Genomic DNA, 16,652 nt, shown 5'->3' on the forward strand with positions numbered 1-16,652 from the left:
CACACGCGCAGATCGCCGAAGTCTCACGCCTGGCGGCGGACCTCCACCACACGGAAGCGGTTCGAGACGAACGCCCCGTCGCACAGTGCGGCGTTCGCCGCCGGGTTGCCGCCCGAGCCGTGGAAGTCGGAGAACGCCGCCGTCTGGTTGACGTACACCCCGCCCGTCAGGTTCAGGGAGAGCTGCGCCGACTCGTCCAGACAGACGTCCTCGATCGCGCGCTCCGTCTCCGCCGACGTGGTGTACGCGCCGACCGTCATCGCGCCCTTGTCGCGGACCGTGCGCCGCAGCAGCTCCAGCGCGTCGGCCGTCGAGTCCACGGCGACGGCGAAGGACACCGGGCCGAAGCACTCCGACAGATACGCCGCCTCAGCGTCGGCCCCGTCCCAGAATTTCCGCGAGCCGTCGAGCTTTACGATCACCGGCGTACGGACGACAGCATCCGGGAATTCAGGGTTGGCGATCTTCCGAGAGGGCAGGGCCACTTCGCCCAGCCCGGCTGCGCCGTCCAGGCGTGCCTTCACATCCGGGTTGACCAGCGCGCCCAGCAGGGCGTTCGCCCGGGCGTCGTCGCCGAGCAGGCCGCCCACCGAGGCCGCGAGGTCGGTGACCACCGCGTCGTACGACTTGGGGCCGGCGTCCGTCGTGATGCCGTCCTTGGGGATGAGGAGGTTCTGCGGGGTGGTGCACATCTGGCCGCTGTACAGGGACAGCGAGAAGGCCAGGTTGGACAGCATCCCCTTGTAGTTGTCGGTGGAGTCGACGACGACGGTGTTGACGCCGGCCTTCTCGGTGTAGACCTGCGCCTGCCGGGCGTTGGCCTCCAGCCAGTCGCCGAAGCTGGTGGACCCCGTGTAGTCGATGATCTTGATCTCCGGGCGTACCGCGAGGGTCTTGGCGATGCCCTCGCCCGGTCGTTCGGCGGCAAGGCAGACCAGGTTCGGGTCGAAGCCCGCCTCGGTCAGCACCTCGCGGGCGACCCGCACCGTGAGCGCGAGCGGCAGCACCGCGCGGGGGTGCGGCTTGACCAGCACAGGGTTGCCGGTGGCCAGGGAGGCGAACAGCCCCGGGTAGCCGTTCCACGTGGGGAAGGTGTTGCAGCCGATGAGCAGGGAGATGCCGCGTCCCGCCGTGGTGAAGGTCTTCCGCAGCTCCAGGGGGTCGCGCTTGCCCTGAGGCTTGGACCAGTCGGCGGCCGCGGGTGTGCGGGTCTGCTCCTCGTAGGCATACGCCACGGCCTCGAGGCCGCGGTCCTGGGCGTGCGGGCCGCCCGCCTGGAACGCCATCATGAAGGCCTGCCCGCTGGTGTGCATCACCGCGTGCGCGAATTCATGGGTGCGGGCGCTGATCCTCGAAAGGATCTCCAGGCAGACCAGGGCTCGGGTCTCCGGACCGGCCTCGCGCCAGGCGGCCATGCCCGCGCGCATCGCGGGCAGCAGGACGTCGATGTCGGGGTGGGGATACTCGATGCCCAACTCCGGGCCGTACGGCGAGACTTCGGCGCCCGTCCAGCCGTCCGTGCCCGGCTGGTCCAGCTCGAAGCGGGTGCCACGGAGGGCCTCGAACGCCGCGAGTCCGTCGGCCGGCGCGGTCTCGCCGTACGCCTTGGGGTGCTCGGGATGCGGGGACCAGTAGGCGCGTGTGCGGATGACCTCGAGGGCCTGGTCGAGCGTCGGCCGGTGGGTCTCGGTCAGCTGCATGAAGGACCAACTCCTCGTCGAGCTGGGCAGGGAAGGAATGACAGAGTTAGAGTAACCGAACGATCGGTCGGTACAAGGGGGCCTGTCAAGCCTGTGGATAACTCATCGGGGAGGATCGCGCCATGACCGCCATCGATCAGAGCCGTACCGTCGCCGTTGTCGGCACCGGCACCATGGGACAGGGCATCGCTCAGGTCGCCCTCGCCGCAGGCCATCCCGTGCGCCTCTACGACGCCGTTCCCGGGCGGGTCGGCGAAGCCGCGGATGCCATCGGCGCGCGCCTCGACCGGCTGGTCGAGAAGGGCCGGATGGGCGCCGCCGAGCGCGACGCGGCACGGGCCCGTCTGCACCCGGCAGCGAACCTCGCCGAGCTGGCCGACGCCGCGCTCGTCGTCGAGGCGGTCCTCGAGCAACTGGCGGTCAAGCAGGAGCTGTTCACGGCGCTGGAGGAGATCGTCGCCGACGACTGCCTGCTCGCCACCAACACCTCCTCCCTCTCCGTCACGGCCGTCGCGGGCGCCCTGAGACACCCCGGCCGTTTCGTCGGGCTGCACTTCTTCAACCCGGCGCCCCTGCTCCCGCTCGTCGAGGTCGTCAGCGGCCACGCCACCGACGAGGCGACCGCCACGCGCGCGTGGGCGACGGCGGCGGCCTGGGGCAAGACCCCGGTGCGCTGCGCCGACCTGCCCGGATTCATCGTCAACCGCATAGCCCGGCCCTTCTACGCCGAGGCATTCGCGGTGTACGAGGAGCACGGCACCGATCCCGCCACCATCGACGCGGTCCTCAGGGAATCCGGCGGCTTCAAAATGGGCCCCTTCGAGCTCACCGATCTGATCGGCCAGGACGTCAACGAGGCCGTCACCCGTTCCGTCTGGGAGTCCTTCTTCCACAGCCTCAAGTTTCTCCCTTCCCTCGCGCAGCGCCGTCTGGTCGAGTCGCGCCGCCTGGGCCGGAAGTCCGGCCACGGCTGGTTCTCGTACGCCGAAGGGGCGCCGAAGCCCGCGCCGCACACGGCAGAGCCGGCCAGGGCTCCCGAGTACGTCGTGGTCGAGGGTGATCTGGAGCCCGCCGGAGAGCTGATCGCGATGATCCGGGAAGCGGGCATCGAGGTGCGGCAGAAGGACGAGGACAAGGGAACACGGCTGGTGCTGCCCAGCGGCGGTCAGCTGGTGCTCGCCGACGGCCAGACATCCGTTGAATTCCGCGATGTCGTCTACTTCGACCTGGCACTCGACTACCGGTCCGCGACCCGGATCGCCCTGTCCGCCGCCGACGACGTCGGGGACGACACGCTCGGGCAGGCGACCGGCCTCTTCCAGGCGCTCGGCAAGCAGGTCAGTGTCATCGGTGACGTACCGGGCATGATCGTCGCCCGTACCGTCGCGATGCTCGGGGATCTGGCGCTGGACGCGGTCGCCAAGGGGGTCGCGACCAAGGAGGACATCGACACGGCGATGCGTCTGGGGGTCAACTACCCCCTGGGGCCCATCGAATGGAACGACAGCCTGGGGCGCGACTGGGCCTGGGAACTGCTCGGCAATCTCCACGAGAGTGTGCCGACCGGACGCTACGCGCGGTCCCTCGCGCTCCATCAGTGGTCGTACGCGACCTCCCAGAAGGGCGCCTGATGACCACCGCCAAGCGCGATACGTACACCCCCGAGACGCTGCTGACCGTCGCCGTGCGGATCTTCAACGAGCGCGGCTACGACGGCACCTCCATGGAGCATCTCTCCAAGGCGGCCGGCATCTCCAAGTCCTCGATCTACCACCACGTGGCGGGCAAGGAGGAACTGCTGCGCCGCGCCGTCAGCCGGGCGCTCGAGGCGCTCTTCGCGATCCTCGAGGAGCCGGGAGCCGTCCGCGGGCGGGCCATCGAGCGGGTCGAGTACGTCACCCGGCGCACCGTCGAGGTGCTGATGTCCGAGCTGCCCTATGTGACGCTGCTGCTGCGGGTGCGGGGCAACACCAAGACCGAGCGGTGGGCCATGGAGCGGCGCCGGGAGTTCGACCAGCGGGTCGCCGATCTGCTGAAGGCTGCCGCGGCGGACGGCGATCTCCGCGCGGACATGGACATCCGGCTGGCCACCCGGCTGCTCTTCGGCATGGTGAACTCCCTGGTCGAGTGGTACCGGCCGCACCCGGGCGGCGGCTATGACGGCGACCAGGTCGCCGAGGCGGTCGTCAGGCTCGCCTTCGACGGCCTGCGCACGGACTCCTAGAGCTGTCGGCGGCTCCTCGCGCTGCCGGGGCTCCTACAGTGGCTCGGCGTCCGGAGCGGGCGCGACAACCGGCCCCTGCCCCGGCCCCGGGTCGAGATCCGTCTCCTCGAAGACCAGCAGCGTGCGGGTGGACAGCACCTCAGGGATCGACTGGAGCCTGGTCAGGACGAGCTCGCGCAGGGTGCGGTTGTCCGGGGTGTGCACCAGCAGCAGTACGTCGAAATCGCCGCTGACCAGCGCGATATGGGCGGCTCCGGGCAGCGCCTGCAGTTGCTCGCGCACCGTGCGCCAGGAGTTCTGCACGATCTTGAGGGTGATGTAGGCGGACGCGCCCTGACCTGCGCGTTCATGGTTCACACGGGCACTGAAACCGCGGATCACTCCGTCGTCGATGAGCCGGTTGATCCGGGCGTACGCATTGGCGCGGGACACATGGACCCGCTCGGCCACGGAGCGTATCGAGGCGCGACCGTCCGTCTGCAGGATGCGCAGGATGTCTCGGTCGATGGCGTCGAGCGGGCGCGGCGGAGGGGGCTGCTCCGCCCGGTCCCCGCCCTCGGCCATTTGTTCAGCTGCCATATCCCCCCGCCTTCCTAGCATGGACGACCTGTCTCCATCTCAGGCTGTGGAGAACCGTTTGTCCACAGGCTGAAGGTGCCTGTAGCCAAAATGCGTCCACGACCGAACAATCGGTAGGTGAGGCGCTCGACACTCGGGCCGCTTCGTCGTCGCTCCCACGAGGAGGTGCTCGCGTTGAGAAAGAGCAGCATGACGGTCCAGGAGCTGCCCGGTGCCGCCGCCTACCGGCCCACCCCGCCCCCGGCGTGGAAGCCCCGGACCGACCCCGCACCATTGCTCCCGGACCCGGAGCCGTACCGCGTGCTCGGCACGGACGCCGCAGCCGGGGCCGACCCCGAGCTGCTGCTGCGGCTGTACGCGCAGCTGGTACGCGGCCGCAGGTACAACGCCCAGGCCACAGCCCTGACCAAGCAGGGCCGGCTCGCCGTCTACCCGTCGAGCACCGGGCAGGAGGCATGTGAGGTGGCGGCGGCGCTGGCGCTGGAGGAGCGGGACTGGCTCTTCCCCAGCTACCGCGACACCCTCGCGGCCGTGGTGCGCGGCCTCGACCCCGTGCAGGCCCTGACCCTGCTGCGCGGCGACTGGCACACCGGCTACGACCCGCGTGAGCACCGCATAGCGCCGCTGTGCACCCCGCTCGCCACCCAGCTGCCGCACGCCGTGGGGCTGGCGCACGCCGCCAGGCTCAAGGGGGACGACGTCGTCGCGCTCGCCATGGTCGGCGACGGCGGGACCAGCGAGGGCGACTTCCACGAGGCGCTGAACTTCGCCGCGGTCTGGCAGGCCCCGGTCGTCTTCCTCGTGCAGAACAACGGCTTCGCGATCTCGGTGCCGCTGGCCAAGCAGACCGCCGCCCCGTCGCTGGCCCACAAGGCCGTGGGGTACGGCATGCCGGGCCGGCTCGTCGACGGGAACGACGCGGCCGCGGTGCACGAGGTGGTCGTCGAGGCCGTCGCGCGAGCGAGGCGCGGTGGCGGTCCGACGCTGATCGAGGCCGTGACGTACCGCATCGACGCGCATACGAACGCTGACGACGCGACGCGCTACCGAGGCGAGGGCGAGGTCGAGGCCTGGCGTGCGCATGATCCGATCCGGCTGCTGGAGCGGGAGTTGACGGAGCGAGGACTGCTCGACGAGGACGGCAAACGGGCTGCGGCAGACGCGGCCGAGACGATGGCCGCGGATCTGCGTGAGCGGATGAACGCCGACCCGGTGCTCGACCCGATGGACCTGTTCGCGCATGTCTACGCCGAGCAGACCAGTCAGCTGCGGGAGCAGGCGGCGCAGCTGCGGGCCGAGCTGGATGCGGAGGGAGAGGCGCGATGACCACGGCCGCGGTGAAGCCCGCATCCATGGCGCAGGCATTGCAGCGCGCGATGCGCGACGCGATGGCCGAGGACCCGGCCGTTCACGTGCTGGGGGAGGACGTCGGCGCGCTCGGCGGGGTCTTCCGGGTCACGGACGGGCTCGCCAAGGAGTTCGGCGAGGACCGCTGTACGGACACGCCGCTCGCCGAGGCGGGCATCCTCGGCACGGCCGTCGGCATGGCGATGTACGGGCTGCGGCCGGTCGTCGAGATGCAGTTCGACGCCTTCGCGTATCCGGCGTTCGAGCAGCTGATCAGCCATGTGGCGCGGATGCGGAACCGCACGCGCGGCGGGATGCCGATGCCGATCACCGTGCGCGTTCCGTACGGCGGCGGAATCGGCGGTGTGGAGCACCACAGCGACTCGTCAGAGGCGTACTACATGGCGACTCCGGGGCTCCATGTCGTCACGCCGGCCACGGTCGACGACGCGTACGGGCTGCTGCGGGCCGCGATCGCCTCCGACGACCCAGTGGTCTTCCTGGAGCCGAAGCGGCTGTACTGGTCGAAGTCAGCGTGGTCGCCGGAGGCGCCGTCGGCGGTCGAGCCGATAGGCCGGGCCGTGGTCAGGCGCCCGGGGCGCAGTGCCACGCTGATCACGTACGGGCCTTCCGTGCCGGTCTGTATGGAGGCGGCGGAGGCCGCGGCGGCCGAGGGCTGGGACCTGGAAGTCGTGGATCTGCGCTCGCTGGTGCCCTTCGACGACGAGACGGTCTGCGCGTCCGTGCGGCGTACGGGACGTGCGGTTGTCGTCCATGAGTCGACGGGCTTCGGAGGGCCGGGCGGGGAGATCGCGGCGCGGGTGACGGAGCGCTGTTTCCACCATCTGGAGGCGCCGGTGCTGCGGGTGGCCGGATTCGACATTCCGTATCCGCCGCCGATGCTGGAGCGGCACCATCTGCCGGGAGTGGACCGCGTGCTGGACGCGGTGGCACGGCTGCAGTGGGAGGCGGGGAGCTGATGGCTCAGGTGCTCGAATTCAAGCTCCCGGACCTCGGGGAAGGGCTGACCGAGGCCGAGATCGTGCGCTGGCTGGTGTCGGTGGGCGATGTCGTCGCCATCGACCAGCCGGTCGTCGAGGTCGAGACGGCCAAGGCGGTGGTGGAGGTGCCGTGCCCGTACGGGGGCGTGGTGACCGCGCGCTTCGGCGAGGAGGGCGCGGAACTACCGGTCGGGGCACCACTGTTGACGGTTGCGGTGGGGGCGGTGGAGTCGGCCGGTTCCGGCGGGGCCGGTGCCGGCTCCTCCGGTGCCGCGGGCTCTGCCGGGTCCTTGGGCTCGTCGGGGTCCTCGAACGAGTCGTCCGGCAACGTTCTCGTCGGCTATGGGACGGGGGCGCCCGCCGCCCGCCGCCGCCGGATCCGGCCTGCCGCGCCCGCCGCGCCTGTTCCCGCCGCGGTCCCGGCACCGGCTGCGGCTGTGGCTGTGGCTCCTGCGCCGACGCCTGAGGCCCCGGCCGGGGCCGGGGCCTCAGCTGCGGAGCCCGAGCGGCAGGCAGTGCGCGCCGTGGCGGTCGAGGACATGGCGCAGGGCGGGCCCGTGCCCGTCATATCGCCGCTGGTCCGCCGCCTCGCCCGTGAACACGGTCTCGATCTACGGAAGTTGACGGGGTCCGGGCCCGACGGCCTGATCCTGCGGGCCGACGTCGAGTCCGCGATGCGGGCCGCCGAGGCGCCTGCCGCGCCCGAGCGCGTCGTCGCCGCAGCCCCGGCCTCAGCCGCGTCGCACGGTGAGCGGATACCGCTGCGCGGCGTACGCGGAGCCGTGGCCGACAAGCTGTCCCGCAGTCGGCGTGAGATACCGGACGCCACGTGCTGGGTCGACGCGGACGCGACCGAGCTGATGGCCGCGCGGGCGTCGATGAACGCCGCGGGCGGTCCGAAGATCTCGCTCCTTGCGCTGCTCGCCCGGATCTGCACGGCTGCCCTCGCCCGCCACCCGGAACTCAACTCCAGGGTGGACATGGACGCCAGGGAGATCGTGCGCCTGCCCGCGGTGCATCTCGGGTTCGCGGCGCAGACCGAGCGCGGCCTGGTCGTTCCCGTCGTACGGGATGCGGACAGCCGCTCGGCCGAGTCGCTGAGCGCGGAGTTCGGACGGCTGACGGAGGCGGCCAGACAGGGGACGCTGACTCCGGCGGATCTGACGGGTGGGACGTTCACCCTGAACAACTACGGGGTGTTCGGCGTCGACGGCTCCACGCCGATCATCAACCACCCGGAAGCGGCGATGCTCGGGGTCGGTCGGATCGTGCCGAAGCCATGGGTGCACCAGGGCGAACTGGCCGTCCGCCAGGTCGTTCAGCTCTCGCTCACCTTCGACCACCGGGTGTGCGACGGCGGCACGGCGGGCGGATTCCTGCGCTATGTCGCCGACTGCGTGGAACATCCGGCGGTGCTGCTGCGCAGCCTGTAGGCCGGCAGCACAGGAAGAGGCCACGAGAGAGGTCTGCAAGCGAGGTCTGCAAGCGAGGTCTGCAAGAGATCCCATCGGTGCAAGAGAGATCCACTCGGGGCTCCCCGCCCACGCGATCGCGGCCCATACTTCAGGCATGACCGCGTATGACGCCATCGTGCTCGCAGGAGGTGCCGCCAAGCGGCTGGGCGGGGTCGACAAGCCGTCCGTGAGCGTGGGCGGGCGGGCCCTGCTCGACCGGGTGCTCGGGGTGTGCCGCGACGCGGGGCGCACCGTTGTCGTCGGAGGGCGCCGGGCCACCGCTCGCCCCGTGGTCTGGGCGCGCGAGGAGCCCCCTGGCGGCGGGCCGCTGGCCGCGCTGGACGCAGGGGTGCGGCAGGTCGAGGCGCAGGCCGTTCTCGTGCTCTCGGCCGATTTGCCGTTCCTGGGGGAGCGGACGGTGCGGCAGCTGCTCGGCACGCTCGGCACCAGCGGGCGTGAGGCGGCGCTGCTCACCGATGCGGGCGGCCGCGACCAGCCGCTCGTGGCCGCGTACCGCACCGAACCGCTGCGACGTGAACTCGCCCTCCTCGCCACCGAGTACGGGAGTCTTAACGGGCTGCCGTTGCGTCTGCTGACGCAGGAACTGGACCTCGCCCGGATCGGCGCGGAGCCGCTCGCCTCCTTCGACTGCGACACCTGGGAGGACATCTCCGCAGCCCGGGCCCGTATACGGGAGCATGGGAACGTGCTGGACGAATGGATTACCGCAGTCAAGGACGAACTCGGGATCGAACTGGACGTCGACACAGGCGTTCTGCTCGACCTGGCCCGGGATGCCGCCCACGGCGTCGCCCGCCCCGCCGCGCCGCTCACCACGTTCCTGGTGGGGTACGCGGCGGCCCAGGCAGGCAGCGGCGGCCCGGCGGCGGTCGCGGAGGCCGCCCGTAAAGCGGCCGCGCTCGCCGCGCGCTGGGCGGAGGAGGCCGAAGAGGCCACCCCGGAAGCGGGCCCTGCCGAGTCTGCCAAGCCCGCCAAGCCCGCCAAGGCCGGCGAGCAGGACCAGGCCGACGCCGGATGAACGGTCGGGACCACGAGTTCGACGCGGCGGACGGATCAGATGTGACCGGTGCCCCTCTCAACGGGAGCGACGAGGCCGAGTCGGACGGCGTCGAGGAGGCCCTCGCGCTGGTCGGCCGCCAGACGCACCAAAAGTCCGCCCCCGCCCCCGCCGGCGGTCCTTCGACAGCTCGGCACCGGGCCACCGCCTGGCCCGAAGCCCGCGCGCTAGCCGCGCGCATCGGGCGCTCCGCCCAACGCCGTACTCAGCGTGTGCCCCTTGATCAGGCCCTCGGGCAGGTGCTCGCCGAGCCGCTCACCGCGCTCTGCGATCTGCCCTCCTTCGACACCTCCGCCATGGACGGCTGGGTCGTCGCGGGCCCCGGACCATGGACCGTTCAAGTGGGCGGCTCGATTCTCGCCGGGCACGGTGAAGCCCCGCCGCTGCCCGACGGGGCTGCGGTACGGATCGCCACCGGCGCCCGTATCCCGCCCGAGGCCACAGCGGTGATCCGCAGCGAGCATGCCCGTACCGACGCGGACAAGAGCCAGCTGTACGCCGAGCGCGAGGTGATCCCCGGTCAGGACATCCGACCGCGAGCCCAGGAATGCCGCTCGGGCGACCAACTCCTGCCCGCCGCCTCCCTCGTGACCCCCGCCGTGCTCGGCCTCGCCGCAGCCGCCGGCTACGACGAACTGCTCACCGTTGCCCGGCCGCGCGTCGAAGTCCTGATCCTCGGCGATGAGCTGCTCACTGCCGGACTCCCCCACGACGGCCTCATCCGCGACGCCCTCGGGCCGATGGTCGGTCCCTGGCTGCGCGCCCTCGGCGTCGATGTCGTCGCCACACGCCGCCTCGGCGACGACGCCGAAGCGCTCCACCGTGCCGTCACCACCTCCGATGCCGATCTCATCCTCACCACCGGCGGTACTGCCGCGGGCCCGGTCGACCATGTCCACCCGGTCCTGCGGAAGGCGGGCGCCGAGCTGCTGGTCGACGGCGTCGCGGTGCGCCCCGGCCATCCAATGCTGCTGGCCCGGCTCGCCGCGGACGGCGATCTCCCGGCCAGGCATCTGGTAGGTCTGCCCGGCAATCCCCTGGCCGCGGTCTCCGGGCTCCTCACGCTTGCCGAGCCGCTGCTGCGCGGACTCGCTGGCCGCCCGGCGCCCGTCCCGTATCGCGCGCCCGTACGTGATGAGGTGCACGGGCATCCGTACGACACCCGCCTTGTGCCGTTCGTGCACCGCACCGACCGCCTTGTGCCGCTGCACTACAACGGGCCGGCCATGCTGCGCGGTATCGCCGCCGCCGATGGACTCGCCGTCGTGCCGCCGGGCGGCGCGCAGGCCGGTGACGAGCTGGAGGTCCTCGATCTGCCGTGGACGTCCTGGACACCCTCCCTCGCCGAGGGAGGATGTTTCACGTGAAACTTCCCGGCCATGACGCCATGGCCAGGCATGTCGACGAGCAGCTGGTCACCAGCCGGGTGAAACTCCCCCGCCGCGTCGTCGAGCGCCCGTTGCGTCAGGTTGGCAAACGCCTGCTGATAGCTCTGGCGGTGCTCGCTCTGACGGTGCTGCTCATCTGGGCCGACCGAGCCGGCTACCACGACAACGCTGACGATTCCGTCGACTTCCTCGACTGCGTCTACTACGCGACGGTCACTCTCTCCACCACGGGATACGGCGACATCGTCCCGTACAGCGACGGGGCACGGCTCACCAACGTGCTGATCGTGACGCCGCTGCGCGTGCTCTTTCTGATCATCCTGGTCGGCACGACTCTCGAGGTCCTCACGGAGAGAACCCGGGACGAGTGGCGGCTGAACCGCTGGAGTCAACGGTTTGCCAGATGTGCCACGAGCCACGCCTGGTCAGCCGTGTGAATTCGTCCGGGTCACCGTGATCACCCGATCGCCGGGCCGGAGCGTCGCGGCGTCTGGGTGGTCGTAGCCCAGTACCTCGCGCCTGCGCACGACAGCGACGACTTGGTCCGTGCACTCGCGGGGTGATCGGCCTGTCTCTTCGTCCGTCACCGGCCGCTCAGACAAATCAAGCCCGCTGCCATAAGTCATCAGGTCTTCCAACACCGTGCCCACATAAGGCTTGATGGTGGAAAGCCCGAGAAGCCGCCCGGCCGAACTGGAGCTGGTTACTACGGCATCGGCTCCACTCTGCTTGATCAGCGGTACGTTCTCGTCTTCCCGGACAGCTGCGACGATGGCGGCTCGCCTATTGAGCTGTCTCGCGGTGAGAGTGACCAAAGTGGCTGTGTCGTCCCGCTCGGGAGCGATGATCACTTGTGCGGCGCGCGGCACCTCTGCTTGCAGCAGTGTTTCGGAGCGTGTCGCGTCCCCAAGGACCGCTACGAAGCCGTCACTGCTGGCGGCTTTCACCGCCTTCTGCTGAGGGTCGATGATGACGATCTTGTCTTTGGGGGTTCCCTGGCCGAGCAGCGTCGCGATGGCGTGACGACCCTTGGTGCCATAGCCGACGACGACCACGTGGCCTTGGGTGCGGCTCTTCCAACGGTGAACGCGAGCCTGCTGCCGCGTTCGTTCGGTGAGCACTTCGAGGGTGGTGCCAACCAAGATGATCAGGAAGAGCACGCGCAACGGGGTGATGAGAAGGATGTTGGTCAGGCGTGCGCTGTCGCTATGCGGAACGATGTCGCCGTATCCGGTGGTGGAGAGGGTGACTGTCGCGTAGTAAAAGGCGTCGAGAAGATCAACCGAGTCGTTGGCATTGTCGTGGTAGCCGCCGCGATCGACGTAGACGATGGCCACTGTCGCCAGCAGCACGCCCAGGGCCATGGTGAGGCGTCGTAGGACTTGCTGAAGTGGAGGTACCACGCCCATGACCGGCATGACGACGGTGCGGGCAGCGTCAGCGTCGACCTGGCCCCCAGACCGGGTGCCGGACCAGAGGGACCGGAAAACCGAGAGTCTTCGCGTCTCGGCCGACTGCGTCTCGTCTTTCATGACCGGCCCTCGCGTGCAGTGATCCGTTCATTCAGCATGCCGACCATGCTTCCGTACCGGACCGGCGAATGGTGTGCATGCGGGAGGCTTGATCTGAGCTCGCCACGGCTCTAGTTCGGAGCCAGACGGCGGCTGTCGCGGTGTCGAGGAAGACGTAGCCGCGCTTGTCATACCTGGTGGCTACCGCTCTGGACTGCTTGAGCCTGTTGATCGCCCGCTCGACGGTGTTGCGCTTCTTGTACCGCTCTTCGTCGAAGCCGGGTGGCCGTCCGCCACGTGAGCCTTTGCGCAGGCGGGCGGCCTGGCTGTCGGTCTTCTCCGGGATCGTGTGCCGGATGCGCCTTCGCCGCAAGTACTGGCGACACGGGCTGCGGGGCGCAGCTGTTCGGGCGGTTGCGCTTGGCGGCAGCCAAATTCGGATCTCGGATGCCCCAGCCGAAGACGCGACTGCCTCTTCCTAAGACCGGCAACCGAGGCTCGGGCCTCGGTTGCGCTCCTCATGAACACCTCACCCGGGCCGCCTTTCGGCGACGATGACGACGAATGGCGACGCGTGAGGCTCGGCTCTGCTCCATAGCGTGGTCAGAATTCTATAAGGAATCAACGCGCCGCAAGAATGGGGGGAGTCAAATGTCTTGAAAATAAAGAAAATTGATGGCCCATCAAATTGCGGCTACGGTGACTTCGGGATTTTGCCTGGCGTCGGTCTTGGGGGCGCATCGATGGCCAGGTGGTGGTCGGCGCCCCGCTTCGGCCTGCGGGCCGGCTCCTCGTGATCACGCGTCCGTGACGTGCTGATCTATGCTGGACAGCATCACTCGAAGGGGGTGCACGTGCACTTTCTCACTCTCGGAGTGATGGCACAGTCACGTAAAGAGAACGAGCGTCGACTGCCGATTCACCCCTCACACTTCGACCAGATCGACTCGGACCTCCGGGAACGTATTTTCCTTGAACGCGGGTACGGGGAGCGCTTCGGCATCCCCGACGAGAAGCTGGCGCCCCTCGTCGCCGGGTTTCGCTCCCGAGAGCAGCTCATCACTGAGTGCGATGTCGTCCTGCTGGCCAAACCGCTGCAGGAAGATCTCGAGGAACTGCGCTATGGACAGGTCCTCTGGGGCTGGCCGCACTGCGTCCAGGACAAAAGGCTCACTCAGGTGGCGATCGACCGGAAGCTGACGTTGATCGCCTTCGAGGCGATGAACCACTGGACCAACGACGGCTCGTTCAACCTGCACGTCTTCCACAAGAACAACGAGCTGGCCGGCTACTCCTCCGTACTTCACGCCTTGCAGATCAACGGCTCGACGGGCGACTACGGCCGTCGGCTTCGAGCGGCCGTGCTCGGCTTCGGCGCGACCGCCCGCGGAGCCGTGACCGCTCTGAGCGCCCTGGGCGTGCACGACGTCGACGTCCTCACTCAACGTGGCGTCACAGCCGTCAGCTCGCCGATCCATTCGGCGCGGATCATACAGTTCGACCGTGACGAAGCCGACACCCGCCGCAGTTACGCCCTCTCCGACGCCGGCCGAGTACCACTATCCGGATTCCTCGCCGAGCACGACATCATCGTCAACTGCGTACTGCAGGACACCGCGGCGCCGCTGATGTTCCTCAGCGACGACGACCTCGGTCTGCTCGCACCGGGCACCCTCATCATCGATGTCTCCTGCGACGAGGGCATGGGCTTCAGCTGGGCGCGGCCGACATCGTTCATCGAGCCGACGTTCGTGGTCGGCGAGAACATCCTCTACTACGGCGTGGACCACAGCCCGTCCTACCTGTGGAACTCCGCGACCTGGGAGAACAGCGAGGCCCTGCTCCCCTTCCTGCGGGCCGTGCTCACCGGACACAGCACCTGGGAGTCCAACGAGACCATCCGCCGCGCCATCGAGATCCGCGACGGTGTCATCCAGAACCCCAGCATCCTGGCGTTCCAGCACCGTTCGGATCAGTACCCGCACCCGCCCGACTGACCGACACGATCGACGCCGAAGCAGCAGCGCATGCTGTCCGGCCGAGCCACCGCAACAGCGAAGCTCGGTGACGGCTCTGTCGAGGCGTTGCGAATCTTGAGAGTGGCCCAGACGTCCGCAGTCAAAGCCCGAACCCAGGCCATCACCCGCGGTGCCGTCCGGAATCCAGCACTACTAGCCGAGGTACGGCCGCTCTCGGTGCTCCAGAAAGTGCTGGATCCGCAGCCGCTGTGTGTGGTGCATGGGCAGCGCTTCGAGCTCCTCCGTCGACACGAAACGTAGTTCCGTGGACTCGTCAGAGATGGCGAGTCGACCGCCAACCACGCGTGCTGTGAAGCAGACGTTGAACTGACGGCGCACCTCGCCGTCCGTGTAGGCGATCACGTGGCGGGGGTCCGTGTACGTGCCGACAAGACCCGTGATCTCCACGTCGAGGCCCGTCTCTTCTTTGACCTCCCGTACAGCCGTGCCGGGCAGTGAATCGCTCATGTCCATGCCGCCGCCGGGCAGTGCCCAGAGTTCGTTGTCACGGCGTCGTTGGAGAAGGATGCGCCCCGTCTCGTCGGTCACGACTGCGGACGCTGCGACAACCAAACTGTTCGGCTTGGGGGCATTGGGGGCTGCGCGTGGTGCTGCCGGCGGCTGCGGCTCATGACGTGGCAGCTCTCGTACGGGCCGTTTCTCGGTTGGGTAAAGCGAGCTGAGGTGGCCCGCTGCCTTCGACGCCCGGGCGGGCACATCGTCGGCGCAGTCCTGTCCGTCGCCATGGCGCATCGTGCTCGCCGGCAGTGCCGACATGCGCACGCTTTTCAAGTCTGTTGGTGTCGCTGAGGGGCATGTCCAGGGTCGTTCACCTGGGGCCATGGCGGTGTGACTGGTGCAGCGGGACTTGGACTGGGTCGGGTCTGAACGATGGTGAACGCGGCTGAATGAGAGGGAAACTGAGACGGCGGCGCTTTCGCGTGTGGGCCAAGGGGCGGCGCTCAGCTCGGAGGATCGTCCGGCTTGTACTCGTGTGCTCTGCCGCTGAACCATTCGACCCAGGTCGGGTCGTCGAGGCGGTCTTCTGCGTCGGGTAGGCCTGCTTGGCGGAGGAATTCCAGCAGGTCTCGGTCGGAGTGGGCGAGGCCCATGATCTGGTCCCGCACGGTGACCCGTCGGCCGCCGGTCGGGGAGATCCGGTGCACGACGATCGGTGCGCTTCTCATGTCTCCGGGCTGCGACGGGTGGTCGGTCACAGCGTGCCGAGGTCTCGGTCGGGGCGGCAGATGGTGCAGGGTTCGACGTGCGCGGCGAGGGCGGCGAGTGCCTGCTCGCGGCTGATCGGCTTGGCCCGCGGTGCGCCGCCGTGCGTGCAGTCCCCGGTATGGACGGCGATGGCGTGTCGCCCGCCGCGGCTCATCTCGATCTTCCACTCCGGCAGTGGTGGCGGAACGTGGGCAGAATGCAGGGCTCGGTCCTCCTCTTGCTCCAGCCAGCGTTTTGTCTGCTGGAGCTGTTGAAGCTGGACCCGCTCCAGGAAGCGCAGAAGTTCCAGCCGCGATGGTGGGCGCTCGGCCATGACGGTCTACGCCGCCTTGGCCTCGGCCTGCTGATGGGCGTGCTTGAGAGCCATCCGCGCATCGACCACGTCCGCCGTCAGGGTCGCCCAGTACGGATGCGTGCTCACCATGACCGACAGATCGAGCAGCCGTCGGCGCAACCGCTCCACCTCCGCTGTCTGTTCCGTGGTGTAGCCGGGGCTGTCGGGAAAGGACACGACCCGGTCGCCGAGTACGTGCTTCTCGCTCGTCCAGCCGGGCTCCGGGGTCACCGACCAGGGCAAGGTACGACACAGCGCCGCGTACTCAGCACGCGTCCGGTGCAGGTCGAGCTGCGCGGCACGGAGATCGTCGGGGAAGTCGTACGTTTCAGCCACACCAGAATGGTACGTCTGTTCGATTTCAGTTGGCGAGCACCGTGCGGTCGCGTGTGTGCCAGCGAGTCTGACCCCGGGGCGGCGCCATCGACATCCTCACAGTCAGACGGTGATGTCAGGTTGGATGGCCATATGGAACGAGTCGAGGTTGAGCTGTTCACGGACGGTGGCAACAACGCTGTGGTGCGCCTGCCCGGCCGCCGATTTCCCGGTGTACTGATCCAGGGTGACTCTCTCTCCATCCTCCGCAGCGACGTTGCCGAAGTGGTGGAAGCCTTCGACCAGGGCGACGTGGCCGGGGCCCGGGAAACCGCTGGCCTCCTGCTGGCCGACCTCGACGCGCTGTTGACGCGCTACGCCGATGCGCTGGAAGCGTACGAGATCCCGCGGCCGTACCGACCTCGCGAAGACCCTGAGCTTGGGAATCACCGCTGATCCACGGCGGGCGGGTGTCC

The 16,652-nt window shown here is 69.1% G+C and carries 16 protein-coding genes and 3 pseudogenes; 11 read left to right on the forward strand and 8 right to left on the reverse strand.

The features are described from left to right. Positions 1 to 23: 23 nt before the first annotated feature. The gene (paaN, locus tag ACZ3H8_RS15640; protein ID WP_467401893.1) at positions 24 to 1,700 is read right to left on the reverse strand and encodes a phenylacetic acid degradation protein PaaN; all 1,677 of its coding nucleotides are present in this window, start codon (positions 1,698 to 1,700) and stop codon (positions 24 to 26) included. Between the two features lie 122 nt (positions 1,701 to 1,822). On the opposite strand from paaN, the gene ACZ3H8_RS15645 reads away from it, so the two are divergent. After that, positions 1,823 to 3,331, forward strand: coding sequence for a 3-hydroxyacyl-CoA dehydrogenase (locus ACZ3H8_RS15645; protein WP_467401895.1), 1,509 nt, complete (start codon positions 1,823 to 1,825; stop codon positions 3,329 to 3,331). Further along, complete coding sequence (locus ACZ3H8_RS15650; protein ID WP_467401896.1) at positions 3,331 to 3,924, forward strand: TetR/AcrR family transcriptional regulator; 594 nt, start codon at positions 3,331 to 3,333, stop codon at positions 3,922 to 3,924. The genes ACZ3H8_RS15645 and ACZ3H8_RS15650 overlap by 1 nt, the downstream gene beginning before the upstream one ends. A 33-nt stretch (positions 3,925 to 3,957) precedes the next feature. Here ACZ3H8_RS15650 and ACZ3H8_RS15655 read toward each other — a convergent pair whose 3' ends face one another. Further along, positions 3,958 to 4,488, reverse strand: coding sequence for an Lrp/AsnC family transcriptional regulator (locus ACZ3H8_RS15655; protein ID WP_467402293.1), 531 nt, complete (start codon positions 4,486 to 4,488; stop codon positions 3,958 to 3,960). A gap of 204 nt (positions 4,489 to 4,692) precedes the next feature. Between ACZ3H8_RS15655 and pdhA the strand changes: the two genes are divergently transcribed. The 6 genes and pseudogenes from pdhA to ACZ3H8_RS15685 all read left to right on the forward strand — a co-directional run. Next, positions 4,693 to 5,829 carry a pyruvate dehydrogenase (acetyl-transferring) E1 component subunit alpha gene (gene pdhA / locus ACZ3H8_RS15660; RefSeq protein ID WP_356223542.1) on the forward strand — a complete coding sequence of 379 codons (1,137 nt, stop codon included), beginning with the start codon at positions 4,693 to 4,695 and terminating at the stop codon, positions 5,827 to 5,829. Next, on the forward strand, positions 5,826 to 6,830 hold the full coding sequence (locus ACZ3H8_RS15665) for an alpha-ketoacid dehydrogenase subunit beta (protein ID WP_467401899.1): 1,005 nt from the start codon (positions 5,826 to 5,828) through the stop codon (positions 6,828 to 6,830). The genes pdhA and ACZ3H8_RS15665 overlap by 4 nt, the downstream gene beginning before the upstream one ends. Continuing rightward, positions 6,830 to 8,284: a dihydrolipoamide acetyltransferase family protein gene (locus ACZ3H8_RS15670; protein WP_467401900.1), complete on the forward strand. Its 1,455-nt coding sequence runs from the start codon at positions 6,830 to 6,832 to the stop codon at positions 8,282 to 8,284. The genes ACZ3H8_RS15665 and ACZ3H8_RS15670 overlap by 1 nt, the downstream gene beginning before the upstream one ends. 136 nt (positions 8,285 to 8,420) lie before the next feature. Continuing rightward, on the forward strand, positions 8,421 to 9,344 hold the full coding sequence (locus ACZ3H8_RS15675) for an NTP transferase domain-containing protein (RefSeq protein WP_467401903.1): 924 nt from the start codon (positions 8,421 to 8,423) through the stop codon (positions 9,342 to 9,344). Beyond that, positions 9,341 to 10,750 carry a molybdopterin molybdotransferase MoeA gene (locus ACZ3H8_RS15680; RefSeq protein ID WP_467401905.1) on the forward strand — a complete coding sequence of 470 codons (1,410 nt, stop codon included), beginning with the start codon at positions 9,341 to 9,343 and terminating at the stop codon, positions 10,748 to 10,750. The genes ACZ3H8_RS15675 and ACZ3H8_RS15680 overlap by 4 nt, the downstream gene beginning before the upstream one ends. Then, positions 10,738 to 11,157 (forward strand): annotated as a pseudogene (locus tag ACZ3H8_RS15685) (potassium channel family protein); the annotation flags it as partial. The gene ACZ3H8_RS15680 and the pseudogene ACZ3H8_RS15685, both read left to right, overlap by 13 nt. A gap of 39 nt (positions 11,158 to 11,196) precedes the next feature. On the opposite strand, the gene ACZ3H8_RS15690 reads toward ACZ3H8_RS15685, so the two are convergent. Next, positions 11,197 to 12,189, reverse strand: coding sequence for a potassium channel family protein (locus tag ACZ3H8_RS15690; protein ID WP_467402296.1), 993 nt, complete (start codon positions 12,187 to 12,189; stop codon positions 11,197 to 11,199). Positions 12,190 to 12,421: 232 nt separating this feature from the next. Beyond that, positions 12,422 to 12,664, reverse strand: a pseudogene (locus tag ACZ3H8_RS15695) (IS5/IS1182 family transposase); the annotation flags it as partial. 472 nt (positions 12,665 to 13,136) lie between these two features. Between ACZ3H8_RS15695 and ACZ3H8_RS15700 the strand changes: the two are divergent. Together ACZ3H8_RS15700 and ACZ3H8_RS15705 are read left to right on the forward strand one after the other, a co-directional pair. Continuing rightward, positions 13,137 to 14,279: a N(5)-(carboxyethyl)ornithine synthase gene (locus tag ACZ3H8_RS15700; protein WP_467401908.1), complete on the forward strand. Its 1,143-nt coding sequence runs from the start codon at positions 13,137 to 13,139 to the stop codon at positions 14,277 to 14,279. Further along, positions 14,279 to 14,429 (forward strand): annotated as a pseudogene (locus tag ACZ3H8_RS15705) (IS110 family transposase); the annotation flags it as partial. The gene ACZ3H8_RS15700 and the pseudogene ACZ3H8_RS15705, both read left to right, overlap by 1 nt. A gap of 24 nt (positions 14,430 to 14,453) precedes the next feature. Here the strand turns inward: ACZ3H8_RS15705 and ACZ3H8_RS15710 are convergent. The 4 genes from ACZ3H8_RS15710 to ACZ3H8_RS15725 all read right to left on the reverse strand — a co-directional run bounded on the left by ACZ3H8_RS15710 (position 14,454) and on the right by ACZ3H8_RS15725 (position 16,197). Next, a complete protein-coding gene (locus tag ACZ3H8_RS15710) occupies positions 14,454 to 14,942 on the reverse strand; it encodes an NUDIX domain-containing protein (protein ID WP_467402297.1) in 489 nt (162 codons plus the stop codon). A gap of 320 nt (positions 14,943 to 15,262) precedes the next feature. Further along, the gene (locus tag ACZ3H8_RS15715) at positions 15,263 to 15,487 is read right to left on the reverse strand and encodes a hypothetical protein (RefSeq protein ID WP_467401910.1); all 225 of its coding nucleotides are present in this window, start codon (positions 15,485 to 15,487) and stop codon (positions 15,263 to 15,265) included. Positions 15,488 to 15,513: 26 nt separating this feature from the next. Next, entirely contained in the window at positions 15,514 to 15,840 is a 327-nt protein-coding gene (locus ACZ3H8_RS15720) for a DUF6233 domain-containing protein (RefSeq protein WP_467401912.1), read from the reverse strand. 6 nt (positions 15,841 to 15,846) lie between these two features. After that, the gene (locus ACZ3H8_RS15725) at positions 15,847 to 16,197 is read right to left on the reverse strand and encodes a hypothetical protein (RefSeq protein WP_467401914.1); all 351 of its coding nucleotides are present in this window, start codon (positions 16,195 to 16,197) and stop codon (positions 15,847 to 15,849) included. Positions 16,198 to 16,329: 132 nt separating this feature from the next. Between ACZ3H8_RS15725 and ACZ3H8_RS15730 the strand changes: the two genes are divergently transcribed. Next, a complete protein-coding gene (locus tag ACZ3H8_RS15730; protein ID WP_467401916.1) occupies positions 16,330 to 16,632 on the forward strand; it encodes a DUF6959 family protein in 303 nt (100 codons plus the stop codon). Positions 16,633 to 16,652: the final 20 nt, after the last annotated feature.

The sequence above is a fragment of the Streptomyces sp. NPDC002868 genome (assembly GCF_055563295.1).